The sequence below is a fragment of the Mesorhizobium sp. P3_A10 genome, from assembly GCF_056403175.1.
This window is the reverse complement of the sequence record NZ_JBFUFZ010000002.1, coordinates 100,477-113,355: the sequence shown is the minus strand read 5'-3', so window position 1 is coordinate 113,355 and position 12,879 is coordinate 100,477. Positions and strand designations below refer to the sequence as shown.

General features: G+C 62.8%; 13 protein-coding genes. 5 read left to right on the top strand and 8 right to left on the bottom strand.

Annotation, left to right across the window (positions count from 1 at the left end):
- Window positions 1-63: 63 nt before the first annotated feature.
- Window positions 64-690, bottom strand: coding sequence for a TetR/AcrR family transcriptional regulator (locus AC1DXU_RS07200; RefSeq protein ID WP_477366313.1), 627 nt, complete (start codon window positions 688-690; stop codon window positions 64-66).
- Window positions 691-817: 127 nt separating this feature from the next.
- Between AC1DXU_RS07200 and AC1DXU_RS07195 the strand changes: the two genes are divergently transcribed.
- The 4 genes from AC1DXU_RS07195 to AC1DXU_RS07180 all read left to right on the top strand — a co-directional run bounded on the left by AC1DXU_RS07195 (window position 818) and on the right by AC1DXU_RS07180 (window position 5,438).
- Window positions 818-1,999 (top strand): MFS transporter, encoded by a 1,182-nt coding sequence (locus AC1DXU_RS07195; RefSeq protein WP_477366310.1) that lies wholly within the window; start codon window positions 818-820, stop codon window positions 1,997-1,999.
- Between the two features lie 8 nt (window positions 2,000-2,007).
- On the top strand, window positions 2,008-3,288 hold the full coding sequence (locus AC1DXU_RS07190; RefSeq protein ID WP_477366307.1) for a D-arabinono-1,4-lactone oxidase: 1,281 nt from the start codon (window positions 2,008-2,010) through the stop codon (window positions 3,286-3,288).
- Entirely contained in the window at window positions 3,285-4,424 is a 1,140-nt protein-coding gene (locus AC1DXU_RS07185; RefSeq protein ID WP_477366304.1) for a DSD1 family PLP-dependent enzyme, read from the top strand. Before AC1DXU_RS07190 ends, AC1DXU_RS07185 begins: the two co-directional genes overlap by 4 nt.
- Window positions 4,425-4,502: 78 nt before the next feature.
- Window positions 4,503-5,438: a bifunctional helix-turn-helix transcriptional regulator/GNAT family N-acetyltransferase gene (locus AC1DXU_RS07180; RefSeq protein ID WP_477366301.1), complete on the top strand. Its 936-nt coding sequence runs from the start codon at window positions 4,503-4,505 to the stop codon at window positions 5,436-5,438.
- Here AC1DXU_RS07180 and AC1DXU_RS07175 read toward each other — a convergent pair.
- The 6 genes from AC1DXU_RS07175 to AC1DXU_RS07150 all read right to left on the bottom strand — a co-directional run bounded on the left by AC1DXU_RS07175 (window position 5,435) and on the right by AC1DXU_RS07150 (window position 11,855).
- On the bottom strand, window positions 5,435-6,268 hold the full coding sequence (locus tag AC1DXU_RS07175; RefSeq protein WP_477366298.1) for an AraC family transcriptional regulator: 834 nt from the start codon (window positions 6,266-6,268) through the stop codon (window positions 5,435-5,437). The genes AC1DXU_RS07180 and AC1DXU_RS07175 overlap by 4 nt on opposite strands.
- A gap of 117 nt (window positions 6,269-6,385) precedes the next feature.
- Window positions 6,386-7,405 carry a LacI family DNA-binding transcriptional regulator gene (locus tag AC1DXU_RS07170; RefSeq protein ID WP_477366295.1) on the bottom strand — a complete coding sequence of 340 codons (1,020 nt, stop codon included), beginning with the start codon at window positions 7,403-7,405 and terminating at the stop codon, window positions 6,386-6,388.
- A gap of 69 nt (window positions 7,406-7,474) precedes the next feature.
- Window positions 7,475-8,578 carry an ABC transporter ATP-binding protein gene (locus AC1DXU_RS07165; protein WP_477366292.1) on the bottom strand — a complete coding sequence of 368 codons (1,104 nt, stop codon included), beginning with the start codon at window positions 8,576-8,578 and terminating at the stop codon, window positions 7,475-7,477.
- A gap of 33 nt (window positions 8,579-8,611) precedes the next feature.
- The gene (locus AC1DXU_RS07160; RefSeq protein ID WP_477366289.1) at window positions 8,612-9,478 is read right to left on the bottom strand and encodes a carbohydrate ABC transporter permease; all 867 of its coding nucleotides are present in this window, start codon (window positions 9,476-9,478) and stop codon (window positions 8,612-8,614) included.
- Window positions 9,471-10,397: a carbohydrate ABC transporter permease gene (locus AC1DXU_RS07155; protein ID WP_477242629.1), complete on the bottom strand. Its 927-nt coding sequence runs from the start codon at window positions 10,395-10,397 to the stop codon at window positions 9,471-9,473. Before AC1DXU_RS07155 ends, AC1DXU_RS07160 begins: the two co-directional genes overlap by 8 nt.
- 156 nt (window positions 10,398-10,553) lie before the next feature.
- Window positions 10,554-11,855, bottom strand: coding sequence for an ABC transporter substrate-binding protein (locus tag AC1DXU_RS07150; protein WP_477366286.1), 1,302 nt, complete (start codon window positions 11,853-11,855; stop codon window positions 10,554-10,556).
- A 444-nt stretch (window positions 11,856-12,299) separates the two neighbouring features.
- Between AC1DXU_RS07150 and AC1DXU_RS07145 the strand changes: the two genes are divergently transcribed.
- Window positions 12,300-12,533 (top strand): hypothetical protein, encoded by a 234-nt coding sequence (locus AC1DXU_RS07145; RefSeq protein ID WP_477366283.1) that lies wholly within the window; start codon window positions 12,300-12,302, stop codon window positions 12,531-12,533.
- Window positions 12,534-12,671: 138 nt separating this feature from the next.
- Here AC1DXU_RS07145 and AC1DXU_RS07140 read toward each other — a convergent pair whose 3' ends face one another.
- A complete protein-coding gene (locus AC1DXU_RS07140; protein WP_477366280.1) occupies window positions 12,672-12,866 on the bottom strand; it encodes a hypothetical protein in 195 nt (64 codons plus the stop codon).
- Between the last annotated feature and the right edge of the window lie 13 nt (window positions 12,867-12,879).

The following is a 12,879-nucleotide window of genomic DNA, read 5'->3' as shown; positions in this document are numbered from 1 at the left end:
GCCGGCGAGAGTCAAGGCGCGCGCCGCTTTCGAGGCGCGGGAAATTTCGCGTTCTTCCGCTGGCTAAAGAAACAGCCGCAGCTGGGTGTGGATGATCGAGCGGTAATCCTCGAGGGTCCGGCGGCCTTCCTTTTCGTCCTGGGTCAGTGCCAGACGCACGACGCCGCCGGCAAGCTGAAAGAACAGGAAAACCACACGGGCGAACTGTTCGCGCTTCTCCGGCTGCAGCAGAGGGCCCACCCGGTCGCAGAACAGTTTCGCCTGCAGCCTTGTCTCGGCGATGTCGAGATGTTGCAGCGCTTTGTCGGCCTGGATTGCATTCTGCAAATCTTGGATGGCGGGGTCTTCGGCGACGCGGCGATAGTAGTCGTCGAGCAGGCGGTCCGCTGCTGCGGTCACATCGTCTCGCCCGGCAATCTCGGCGATGATCGCGCCGAAGCGCGCGCGGCTGACTTCAGAGAACCGCTCATAGAGCATCGCCAGGATCGCCGACTTGTTGGGGAAGTAGTGATAGACGGTGGCGATCGGCCCGCCCGCCAGCATGCCGACTTCCTTCATGGTGACGGCGTCGATGCCCTTTTCGCCGATCAGCCGCATGGTCGTTGCCAGGATGGCGTCGATGCGGTCGCGGCTGCGCTCCTGCTTCGGCATGCGCCTCGGCTCGGTCACTGTCCGGCTTGCTTCTTTCATGCGCCAGATCTCCCGCGGCAGACCCAAATTCATGCTTGACAAAAAATATGATCAAGTATCAGCTTTGAGGAATGCTGACAGGTTGTCAGATTTTTTGAAGCACGGCAAGGACGCTGGGGAGGAGCCTGTGACGTTAGCAAAGGCTGAGCACAATGCCGATTGGCTGGTCGGCAACCCGACCGGCGGCCAACTTGCCTCGGCGTTGTGGATCGGTTCGGTCGGCCTGCTCATCCTCGGGCTACAACCGGTGCTGCTCGGCGCGCTCTACACCGAGGGGCATGTCAGCGGCGACGAACTGGCTCTGGTCGCCACGGCCGAGATGATCGCGATTGCCATCGGTTCGGCTGTCGTGGCGATGTTGCTCTCGGCGCACAATATGCGCTGGAAAAGTGCTGCCCTTTTGATCCTGCTGGCGCTGGCGAATTTGTGGACGGCCTATGCGGTCAGCGCCGGCTTGCTGATATCAGTGCGCGCCGTCGCCGGGCTGGCCGAAGGGGGCCTTGTGGCGGTCGCCACCGAACTGATCGCCCGTTCGCGTCGGGCCGAGCGCATCGGCGGCTATTTCGTCACCATGCAGACCCTGGCGCAATGCGCGCTTGCCCTCTTGCTGGCGCTCTATGTCATCCCGGCCGCCGGGTCGGTCGGTGGCTTCATCGTCCTTGCCGTCGTTTGCGTCGCCTCGCTGGCGGTCGCCTTCATTGTGCCTGATGACTATGCCGAGCTGCCCAAGGACGAGAATCTGGCCAATGTGCTGACCGTCCCCTCGCTCACCGCGCTGTTGTCGGTCTTCTGCTACTTCATGTTCTTCGGTGCGATATGGGCCTTTCTCGAACCGCTTGGCGCGCAATACGGCATTGATGGACGTACCGTCGGCCTCATCGTCTCGGCCAGCCTCGCGGTGCAGATTCTGGGCGCGATGACAGCGACTGGCTTCGAAGCGCGCATCGACTACCGCCTCGCCATCGCGGCGATCGGCGTGATCGCTGTTGCCAGCTCCGCGGTTCTCGCCAGCGGCCCGGGCCTGACAGTGTTCTGGGCCGCTGCGTTGGCCATGGGCTTCATCCTCCTGTTCATCGTGCCCTATCAGATCCGGCTGGCGATCACCGCCGACGAGACGCGCACCGCTGTGCTGCTGGTGCCGGCAGCCCAGCTCTTTGGCCTGGCGATCGGGCCGATTGCGGCGTCACTGCTGATTGACGGCAAGGATTTTAGGCCGGTGCCGGAATTCGCCGCCGCCAGCGCCGCCGCCAGCGTCGTGTTGCTCGGCCTGTTCGTCCTCGTGGTGCGGCGTCGCCGCGCAATTGCCTAGGAGGCGGCATGCCGAACAGCTGGAGCAACTGGTCCGGTTTTGTCCGTGCTGAACCAAAACTGATCGCCAGTCCCGCCGACGCTGGCGAGCTTGGCGATCTGGTGCGTACCGCGCCCGGCCCGGTGCGGGTTGTCGGCGCCGGCCATTCCTTCACGCCGCTGGCGGCCTCGCAAGGCACGATCCTGTCGCTGGAAAAACTCGAGGGGCTGGTGTCGCACGACGTCCAGCGAAATCAGGCGCAGGTGAGGGCAGGGACGCGGCTCGGCGCGCTGATGCACATCCTGCAAGGCATTGGCCAGGGCCTGCCCAACATGGGCGACATCGACCGGCAAGCCATCGGCGGCGCGCTCGGCACTGCCACCCATGGCTCAGGACCGACGCTCGGCGCCTATCACACGCAATTGCAGACGGTGCAGATCGTCGACGGGCTTGGCAAGGTCCGCAACGTCAGCCGGTCGAGCGATCAGGAAACCATTCATGCCATCGGCGTCGCGCTTGGCGCCTTCGGCGTGCTGACCGAAGTGACGCTGAACAACATTGCGACCTACCGGCTGCGCCGCCGCAAATGGGTGCTGCCGATCGCCGACATGCTGTGCGATTTCGAGACGATGATGGCCGCGCATCGTTCGGCCGAGTTCTACTACATCCCGTTTTCCGGCTACGCGCAGTTCATCGCCAGCGACCTTAGCGACGCAGCACCGACACAGCGGCCGGCGGAAGAGGACGAGGCTGGCTTAAGGACGCTGCGCCGGTTGCGCACCGCGCTGGCCTGGCTGCCGTCGCTGCGCCGCCGGCTGATCCTGGGCGCCATCGCCAAACTGCCTCCAGAGGACTACGTGCAGGACTGGCTCAACGTCTACGCCAGCGACCGGCAGACGAAGTTCAACGAGATGGAATATCACCTGCCATTCGAGGAGGGGCCGAAGGCGCTGGCCGAGATCATCGAACTGACGGAGAAGCGCTTTCCCCAGGTGTATTTCCCGATGGAGGTGCGCACGGTCGCGCCCGACGAATTCTGGCTCTCGCCATTCTATCATCGGCAGACCTGCTCGATCGCCATCCACCATGATGCGGCGAGCGACCCGCAGCCTTTCATGCGCGCGGCCGAGCCGATCTTCCTCAGATATGGCGGCAGGCCGCACTGGGGTAAGATGCACAGCCTGAAAGCGGCGGAGCTGAGAAAGCTCTATCCGCGCTGGGACGACGCCATGGCGGTGCGCCGCGACATCGATCCCGAAAACCGTTTTGTTTCACCCTACATGGCCGGCCTGTTCGGCATCGAACCATGAGCGCCTATTTCGCCATCCTGTCGGACGCGCTGAAGGCTGCGGGCATCTTCCAGCCCGCGCTCGTACTGGACCGCGACCGCCTGGACAACAACATTGCGCTGGTCCGGGAACGACTGGCGCCCAGTCTTGCCGTGCGGTTGGTCGACAAGTCGCTGGCTTGCCTGCCGCTGCTTTCGCATATCGGCAAGGCGCTCGGTACGAGCCGCTTCATGACCTTCCATCCGCCGATCACGGCAGCGGTGCTGAAGGCGTTTCCCGATGCCGACCTGTTGTACGGCAAGCCGATGCCGGTCGGCGCGGCGAAGGCTGTGCTTTCGAAAGGCGACGCCGACTGGTCGCGCGTCTGCTGGCTGATCGATACGCCGGAGCGGCTGGCGGAGTACGGAGCGCTTGCAGCCGAACTCGGCACCGTGCTGCGCATCGCTTTCGAGATCGATGTCGGGCTGCATCGCGGCGGCTTTGCCAGCCCGGAGGCCTTGTCGCAGGCTTTGAAGTTGCTCTCGGCCCGGCTGCGCTGCGAAGGCGTCATGGCCTACGAGGCGCATGCGCCGCACATTCCCGGCCTGTTCGGCGGGCCGGTAAAAGCGTTGGCGAAGGCGTCGGTGCTGGCAGCTTCGTTTGTTGCCTGCCTCGGCGAGGACCAGCGCCGCACTCTCAACATCGGCGGCAGCAAGACCGCGCTGCTTCACCACGGCGGGGTGGCCAATGAAGTGTCGATGGGGTCGGCCTTCGTGCTGCCCAGCGATTTCGACACGCTTGGCCTCGATGGTTTTCAGGCCGCTGCCTTCATCGCCACGCCGATCCTGAAAGTGGTCGAGCCGATGCTGCCGGGTCCGCCGGCCGTTTCCCGCCTGTTGCAGGCGCTCGGCCGGTTTCCGCGCAAGGGCTGCTATCTCTATGGCGGCAAATGGATGGCCGAACCGGTATTTCCGGAGGGCATGCAGACCAACAACCTGCTCGGCCTGTCCTCCAACCAGCAATTCATGGGTCTGCCCGGCGACGCGACGGCCAGATCCGGCGACTACGCTTACCTGCGCCCGACGCAGAGCGAGGCGGTGCTGCAGCAGTTCGGATCGATCGCGGTGCTCTCCGGCGGCAAGATCGTCGATCGCTGGCCGGCGCTGCCAATGGGGTGAGGCGCGCGCGCAGGATTGGGCATTTACTTGACTCCGTCAACTAAATGCCCGATCCTCTCCTCGACTGGAGAACGCGCCATGACGATTCACCACCACCTCGGCAAGGAGCGCATCGACGCGGTGCGGGCCTTCAACCGTTTCTACACCCGCCAGATCGGGCTGCTCGACGAAGGGCTGCTGAAAAGCGCCTTCTCACTGACCGAGGCGCGGGTGCTCTACGAATTGGCACATCGTGATGGCCTGACCGCCACTGATCTGACGCGCGATCTCGGCCTCGATCCAGGCTATGTCAGCCGGCTGCTGAAGAAGTTCGAGCGTCTTCGGCTCGTCGCGCGCTCGACGCTGGTGTCGGATGCACGGCAGTCTTCGATCACGCTGACGCCGTCCGGGCGGCAGGCCTTCGCACCGCTGAACCAGGATTCGCACGACCAGGTCGCGGCCTTGCTCGATCGGCTTCCTGCTCTGGATCAGGACCGGTTGGTCAAGGCCATGCAGACCGTGCAGCGTCTGCTGGGCGAGGGCGCCGAGCCCAAAGTCCCCTATACGCTGCGACCTTTGCAGGTCGGCGACATCGGTTGGATCGTCCGTCGCCAAGGCATGCTCTACGCCCAGGACTATGGCTGGGACGAGACCTACGAGGCGCTGGTTGCCGAGATCCTCGGCGCCTTCATTAAGTCCTTCGACCCGAAATGGGAGCGCAGCTGGATCGCCGAGCGGCAAGGCGAGGTCGTCGGCTCGGTCTTTCTCGTGCGCAAGTCCGACGAGGTGGCAAAGCTGCGCCTGCTCTATGTCGAGCCTTCGGCGCGTGGGCTGGGCATCGGCAAGCGGCTGGTCGAGGAATGCATCGGCTTCGCCCGCGCCAGGGGCTACAAGACGCTGACCCTGTGGACCAACGACATTCTCACCGCGGCGCGCCATATCTACGAGACTGCGGGATTCAAGCTTGTCGAAGAGGAGCGCCACCATTCCTTCGGCAAGGACCTGGTCGGCCAGAACTGGAATCTGGAACTCTAGCTCTTCACCGGGATCCAGATCTCCAGCCCGCCATTGCCGCTGCGTGGATCGAATTCAGGGCCGTAGCGCTCGAACTCCGGCGCATCCGATATCTCGTGGCCGGAGGCCGGCAGCCATTTGTTCCAGATCGTGTTGACCGTGCGGCGGATGGTCGAGATGTGCTCGCGATGCGAAAACACGGCGTATTTCTGCGCCGGCACGCGCACGCGAAAGAACTCATTCGGCAGGTCGGAAAAGTCCGACACTTCGACGCCGGCGATGTAGTCGAAATTGCCGGCATCGTCGCCATTGACGCAGACGCCATAGGCGACGTCGCCGATCTCGCCCGGGATGTTGCCGATATAGGGACCAAACCGCTGCCAAAGCATCGGGATGCCGGCACTGGTTTCGCAACTGTAGCGTTCACCGAGCCCGGCAATCAGAAACGGCCGGCTGGTCTCGAAACGCGGTGGCTCCAGGTTGGCGAGCAAGGACTGGTCCATCAGGATCGGCTCCACGATATCCAGGTTTTTGAGCGTGCCCTGCGCGCGCACCAGCTCCGGTGTGGTGCCGAACTGGTCGCGGAAGGCGCGGGTGAAAGCCTCATGCGAAGCATAGCCGGCATCGAGCGCGACCGAGAGGATGTCGGGTGCGCCGCCGGCCAGCTTGCGCGCCGCCTCGCTCAACCGGCGCGCGCGCATGTAGCCCATCACCGAACGGCCGGTGGCGGCGCCGAAGGCCCGCGTCACCTGGAAGCGCGACACGCCGCTGCTTTGCGCGACATCGTCGAGCGAGATCGCTTCCGGCAGGTGGCTCTCGACAAACCACAGGGCCTTCTCGGTTGGGTTCATGGGTCTCCTCGCATAGGCCTGATGATGTTGCCGTTTCCTGGCGAGGTTAGTTTGATCGAAATTGCGCTTGGCGCAAATCAGCTCGGCTCGCGTCTCGGCGCGATCCCGTCAGGCGGCTCAGAAAATCGCTGGAGCCGCGCAGGAGTTCCGGGTGACAAGGGTCGATTTCAACCTGACGGTACGTGGCGCGGCGTGCAAACCGCCGATCCGCTCGACAAGCATCTGCGCGGCCTTGCGGCCAATGTCGTCGCAGGGTTGCGCCAACAGGGTCAGCCGTGGCTCGAAGTAGTTCGCCCACTCGAAGTCGTCGAAGCCTGCAAGCGAAATATCCAGCGGTATTCTGAGGCCCGCATTGCGGATGGCGGCCACGGCGCCGATCGTCGTCTGGTTGTTTCCGGCAATGATAGCGGTTGGCCGTTTTGTCAGGTTCAGTAGCGCCGTGGTCGAGTTTTGGGCAGCTTCAAAGGTCTGGTTTGATGACTGTACCAACTCCGGATCGAAGGCGATCCCGTGGCGCTTCAGGCCAAGCCTGTAGCCTTCGATGCGCTCCGTCGTGGTGCTGAAGCCCGCATGGCCGCCAATCATGCCGATCCGCCTGTGGCCGAACCCGGCAAGGTGCGAAACCAGATTGGCGACGGACTGCTTGTTCTCGACTCCGACATGATCGAAGGCCGACGCCGTGAACCGGTCGACGAGAACGGTCGGGATGCCGCTCCTTTCCAGGTAGCGGACGGTCGCGTTTTCAGGGTCGCCACAGGGGGCCAGGATGATGCCGTCGACCCTTCGCTCCTGCAGCGCCTGAACGACGGCCAGTTCATGGCCAGGCTCGTCGCGCGTGTCGGCGAGGAAGACCAGCAGGCCGAGGCGGGCGCACTCGTTCTCGATGGCGCAGATGATGTCGCTGAAATAGGGATTGGTAATCGCCGACACGGCGATGCCGACATAGTTGCTGACCTTGCGCGCCAGCGACCGTGCCAGCGCGTTCGGCTGATATCCCGTCGCGGCGATCGCTTCGTTGACGAGAGCGGTTTTCTCCGGGCTGACGAGGCGCGTGCCGTTGATGACATGCGACACGGTGGAGGTGGATACTCCGGCGCGGCGGGCGACGTCGCTGATCGTTGCAGTCGCTCTCGCCATCCCTTTACCCTCGATGCGGCACCCGCCTGCCGGAGAATGGTCCCCAGTCGCCGATCCGTCGCCGACTATTCATTGTTGCAGGGCATAATCAATGAGGTTTTCGCCGCTGTCGCCGTTGAAGTAGTGGACATGGTCCATGTCGATGGAAAACAGCCTGCTTTCCCCAAGCTTGGAACGGTCGCTGGGCGGCAGCCGCGCGATGCACCGGTGATCGCCGATGCTGAGGTCGAGAAGAATTTCGTGGCCGAGATGCTGGACCACATCGACATTGAACGCGATCGAATCGACGCCTGCGCCGGGCTGCAGGATTCTGAAATGCTCTGGGCGCACGCCCAGCGTAACCACCTTTCCCACCCGGCCGGCGAGTGCCGCGCGCCGGCACTCCGGAACCAAGATCCGCAGCCCGCAGGCCTGGTCCGAGAGGGCGTTGCCGTCGTAAGCCAGGCGCAGAAAGTTCATGGCGGGCGATCCGATGAAGCCGGCGACAAACTGGTTGGCTGGCCGATTGTAGACTTCGAGGGGTGCTGCCGCCTGCTGGATCTTGCCGCCATTCATGACAACAATCTTGCTGCCCATGGTCATGGCCTCCGCCTGATCATGCGTGACATAGACGGTCGTGGTCCCGATCTCCTGATGCATCTTGGTCAGGAAACTGCGCGCCTCGATGCGCATCTTCGCGTCGAGGTTGGACAGCGGTTCGTCCATCAGGAAGACGCCCGGGCGGCGAACCAGCGCGCGGCCAAGCGCGACGCGCTGTCGCTGGCCGCCGGACAGCGCTTTGGGCAACCTGTCAAGCAGGTCATCGATATGCAGCCGCTGCGAGACTTCCCGTATCTGTGCTTCGATATCGGCTTTCGGGGTTTTGCGGATCTTCATGCCGAAGGCGATGTTGTCGCGAACCGTCATGTGCGGAAACAGCGCATAGGACTGGAACACCATGGCGATGTCGCGGTCCTTCGGCGGCAGCGTGGTCACGTCGCGCGCGCCGATGCGCAGCGTGCCGCCCGTAATCGATTCCAGCCCGGCGATCATGTTCAGCGTCGTCGTCTTGCCGCAGCCCGACGGGCCCACCAGCACGGTGAATTCGCCGTCTTCTATGTCCAGGTTCAGCCCGGACAAAACCGGTACCATCGCATAGCGCTTCTCGACGTCCTTCAGGGACACTTCAGCCATTACAAATTCCTTGTTGCAAAGAGGCCACCGACATCAGCCCTTCACCGCGCCCGAGAGATTGCCGCCCGAGATCTGCCGGTAGGTGAGGATGAACAGCAGGACGATCGGCAATTGCGAGATGACGAGACCCGCGGCCGGCAGGTTGAAGACGGCGAGGTAGCGGTCGCTGTTCAGTTTCAGCATGCCGACCGTCACCGGAAAATTGTCCTCGCTGTTGAGGAACACCAGCCCGAACACGAATTCCTTCCAGATGGCGATGAAGTTCAGCGTGTAGCCGACGAGAATGCCGGGAACCGACAGCGGCAGGATCACCTTCCAGAAAACCTGGAAGTCGGTCGCGCCCTCGACATAGGCGGCCTTTTCGATTTCCGGCGGAATTGTCGTCATGAAGCCGCGCAGGATCAGCACCTGCAAGGGCATTCCATAGACGCCGTGAACGATGATCAGGCCAATCTTGGTATCCAGCAGGTGGAATGTGCGCAGCGTGTCATAGAGCGGGATCAGCACCGTCTGCTGCGGCAGCATGAGACCGGTCAGCAAAAGGCCGAAGATCCATTTGCGCCCAGGAACGTTCATGCGGCTGAGCGCAAAGGCAGGGACCAGCGCCAGCGTCACCGCGAGCGCCGAACCGGCCGTCGCATAGATCAGGCTGTTTCTCAAAAGCGTCCCGAACCCAAGCCCGAACCAGACGTCGATGTAGGGCTGGATGGTTGGCGATTTCGGCAAGGCGAAAGGCCCCGCCAGGAATTCGGCGTTCGACTTGATCGACGTCATGACGATCAAAAGCAACGGTCCGAGCCAGACCGCCGCCAGCACCAGCATGAGGACGGTTGCGGCGAGTTTGGGCAGAACCGCCAGGAGGCGGCTTTGGCCCGTTGCGTTCATGGTCGTGTCAGACATCGAAAGCACCCTTCAGGACCTTGCCGAGCAGGACAGCCGCCAGCGATCCGGCGATCACCAGGATGACGACGCTGAGCGCCGCGCCGTAGCCGAAGCGGGAATTCCAGAAGCTCTCCATGTAGACGAGATAGCCAAGCACGTTGGTCATGCCGAAAGGCGCTCCCTTGGTCAGCACGGCGATCAGGTCGAAGGCGCGCAGCGATTCGAACAGCGTCAACATGACGATGATCGCGGTGACCGGGCGCAACTGGGGCAGGGCGACGCTGCGGATCATGCGCCAATGTCCGGCACCCTCGATGCGCGCGGCATCGAAGGTTTCCTTGGGAACGTCGCCGAGGCCGGCAAAATAGAAGATCATCGGCATGCCGGTGAAGGCCCAGCCGGAAATGACCGCCAGCGTGTAGAGCGCAATGCGGTAGTCGCCGAACCATTCATGCACCAGGAAGCCGAGGCCGACCGATCGCAGCAAGGTGTCGAAGGCGCCGAACACCGGATTGAGGATGAGCAGGAACATCAGGCCGACCGCGATCAGCGACATCGTCACCGGAAAGAAGACGATCGTGCGCAACAGCGATGGCGCAAACACCAGGCGCGCCTTCATCACATAGGCGATCAGGAAACCGAGCGAGACCGGAAAGACCAGCGAAACGACCAGCCACTTGGCGTTGTTGACCAGCGCTATGTAGAAATAATTGTCGTGGAAGAGGTAGGCGTAGTTGGCGAAGCCGACGAATTTCTTCTGCGGCGCCATGCCGTTCCATTCGAAGAAACTGAGGTAGATCGTATAGAGGATCGGGTAGCCGATGAAGCAGGCGAACACCAGCAACGGCACTGCGACGCCGAACACGGTTACGAACACATGCTGGCGGGCGAAGCCGACGAAGGTGCCATCATCGAAGCGCCTTGCGCTGCTGGCCATGGGTACGCGCCTTTCGATTGATTGGGAAAATGGCTGTCTGCGCCGGCATCGGGCTCACCAGCAAGCGGCTCCCGCCAAGCGGCGGTGCGCCGAAGTGCACCGCCGCCGGGGAGGACGCGGGAGAAGGGCGCTGCGCCCCTCCCGCTCGGTCATCGCCTAGGACTTTTTGACGCGCGCCGCCTCGTCCTCGGTCAGCTTCATCGCGTCTTCAGGCGACATGGCGCCGGCCAGAACGCCCTGGACGCCGTCGAGGAACTTGTCCGAGATCGCCGGCGGCGTGGCATGGTCGACATGCATGAAGGTGAACGAGCCGGACTCCGCCATTGCCTTGCCAAGGCGCTGCTCCATCTCGCTCAGCCGCGACAGGTTGGAATTGACGTTCGACGGGAACGGCTTGTCGATCTCGAGCTTCTTGCTCATCGCTTCGTCGGACACCATCCAGTCGAGGAACTCGGCCGCGGCATCCTTGTTCGGGCTGTTCGCATGGATCATGATCGTGTCTTCGGCGAAGACCGACATGATCGGCTTCTTGCCCGGGAAGGCCGGCATCGGGAAGAAGTCCATGGGCACGACGCAGCACTGCGGCTGGTCGCCGCGGAAGCGGCCGAGATTGAACGAGCCCTGATACCAGTGCAGGCCGTGGCCTTGCGTCCACGGCACCATGGCCGGTCCGAGATCGATCGAGTTGAACGACGGCTCGAACATGCCGTCCTGGGCCAGCTTCTGCATCATTGCGGTGACATCGACGGCGCGTGGGTCGGTCCACGGAATGGTGCCGTTGATCAGCCCGTCATAGACGTCCAGGCCGTGCTTGTTGACCAGGATTGCCGACCACATGAACTGCGAGGGCCATTTCTTCTGGTTGGCCAGCATGAAAGCGGCGAGGCCGGCTTCCTTGCCCTTCTGCGCGTTGGCCATGAGCTCGTCCCATGTGGTCGGAACCTTGAGGCCAAGCTTCTCGTAGATGTCCTTGCGGTACCAGACCACCGAGGCGCACATTTCCGTCGGCACGAAATGCTTCTTGCCGTTGTAGACTGACAGCGTCACGCCGGCCGGGTTCAGTTTCTTGTCCCAGCCATATTTCTCGTAATAGGGCGTCAGATCGGCGGAGAATCCGTTGTCGACGATTTCCTTGCCGCGCCCGCCTTCCCAGGAATAGAAAAGGTCCGGCGGATTGCTCGAGGACAGCTCGATGGTCTGCTTGGTCTTGTAGGTTTCGCCGTCGACACTGGCGCCGGTGACATGGACCCGATCCCCGTTCTTCTTGTTCCACTCGTCGATTAGCCAATTGGCGTAGACCTCCGAAGACGGCCAGGGCGCCCGGTAGAAATATCTGAGTTCGGCTGGCGCGGCCCGCGCCACCTTTACCCCAGACACCGCCGCCACGGCGGTCGCGCCAAGTGCCGCGGAAGCCTTCATGAAGGTGCGGCGAGACAGTCCATTCTGCTTGATGTTCATCACTTCCTCCCGGTTCAATCCGACAATGACAGGCAGCACCAGGCCGCCACGAAGCGCGAGCGCGACGTGTGTCGACAGTGACTGTTGCTGACCCTCCGAAGGCGAATTTGGTGGCGCTGCTCTGCGGCACCAAATTCGTCACGGAGATTGAATTAATCCAATCGAAGCGCTTGCGCAAGCGCTTCGATGATCAATTTTTGGCTTTTTTCTGCTGCTTGTTAAGTCACGGCGGAGAATGCCAGGCAGCTGGTGGGGAAGTGAGGGGGGGCGATTGGAGCCCGCCATTGAGGTTGATACGGCAAGGAAGGGGGCCTTGTTGTTTTGGGGAAGGCTGGCCCTGCCGAAGAATGCCAGCTTCGACGCTGCCCACTGACGGTCGCATCGGTATCGCGTATCAGCGAATCTGTGTTAAGCCGCCGCTCGATCAACCAAAGGACGACACAAGTGAGCGAACCGACCTTGGCCCAGGCTATCGAAAACATCTATGCCTCGCTGCGGGCGGACAATGCCGACATCGACGCCCATATCGCGACACTCAAGGCGGCGCTGGCACGGGAAGGCATAAAGCAGGCTGTGTTCGATCCGACCAAACTGGTCCAGAACAACCGCCAGGGCCGCAAGCTGATGCAGGCGTATTTCCGGCAGCGCGGCGTGAGCGTGAGCTTTTCGGGCGAGTAGAGCCGCGCGCGGGGAGTTCCCGGGCCGGTCCGGCGGTTCGCCATCTGGACGTCGGCACTGCGCCGCATCTCGGCCGCTCGGAGTATTTTGCCACAAAAGCGGAACGCCAATGCGGCTAGCTCTTCTCGTCGTGGCGCCTCAGCGCTCCCAGTCTTTCGGGTCGCGCGATATCTGGCCGTGACGGAAATCTTCGCGGAGCATGTAGACGACCTCACCGGCGATCCTGTGCACGACATCCACGACAACGGAGACCGTCTTGGCGATCGCTGCGAGCCCCCGCTGCCCGGCGTTCGACGCCGGGGCTATGTCTGCTCCAAACAGTTGAACCGACATTTGCTTCTCCTCC

What these genes read in the sequence shown, in the direction of transcription:
- AC1DXU_RS07200 (WP_477366313.1), bottom strand. Translation starts at nt 690, where the DNA reads ATGAAAGAAGCAAGCCGGACAGTGACCGAGCCGAGGCGCATGCCGAAG.
- AC1DXU_RS07190 (WP_477366307.1), top strand. Translation starts at nt 2,008, where the DNA reads ATGCCGAACAGCTGGAGCAACTGGTCCGGTTTTGTCCGTGCTGAACCA.
- AC1DXU_RS07185 (WP_477366304.1), top strand. Translation starts at nt 3,285, where the DNA reads ATGAGCGCCTATTTCGCCATCCTGTCGGACGCGCTGAAGGCTGCGGGC.
- AC1DXU_RS07180 (WP_477366301.1), top strand. Translation starts at nt 4,503, where the DNA reads ATGACGATTCACCACCACCTCGGCAAGGAGCGCATCGACGCGGTGCGG.
- AC1DXU_RS07175 (WP_477366298.1), bottom strand. Translation starts at nt 6,268, where the DNA reads ATGAACCCAACCGAGAAGGCCCTGTGGTTTGTCGAGAGCCACCTGCCG.
- AC1DXU_RS07170 (WP_477366295.1), bottom strand. Translation starts at nt 7,405, where the DNA reads ATGGCGAGAGCGACTGCAACGATCAGCGACGTCGCCCGCCGCGCCGGA.
- AC1DXU_RS07165 (WP_477366292.1), bottom strand. Translation starts at nt 8,578, where the DNA reads ATGGCTGAAGTGTCCCTGAAGGACGTCGAGAAGCGCTATGCGATGGTA.
- AC1DXU_RS07160 (WP_477366289.1), bottom strand. Translation starts at nt 9,478, where the DNA reads ATGTCTGACACGACCATGAACGCAACGGGCCAAAGCCGCCTCCTGGCG.
- AC1DXU_RS07155 (WP_477242629.1), bottom strand. Translation starts at nt 10,397, where the DNA reads ATGGCCAGCAGCGCAAGGCGCTTCGATGATGGCACCTTCGTCGGCTTC.
- AC1DXU_RS07150 (WP_477366286.1), bottom strand. Translation starts at nt 11,855, where the DNA reads ATGAACATCAAGCAGAATGGACTGTCTCGCCGCACCTTCATGAAGGCT.
- AC1DXU_RS07140 (WP_477366280.1), bottom strand. Translation starts at nt 12,866, where the DNA reads ATGTCGGTTCAACTGTTTGGAGCAGACATAGCCCCGGCGTCGAACGCC.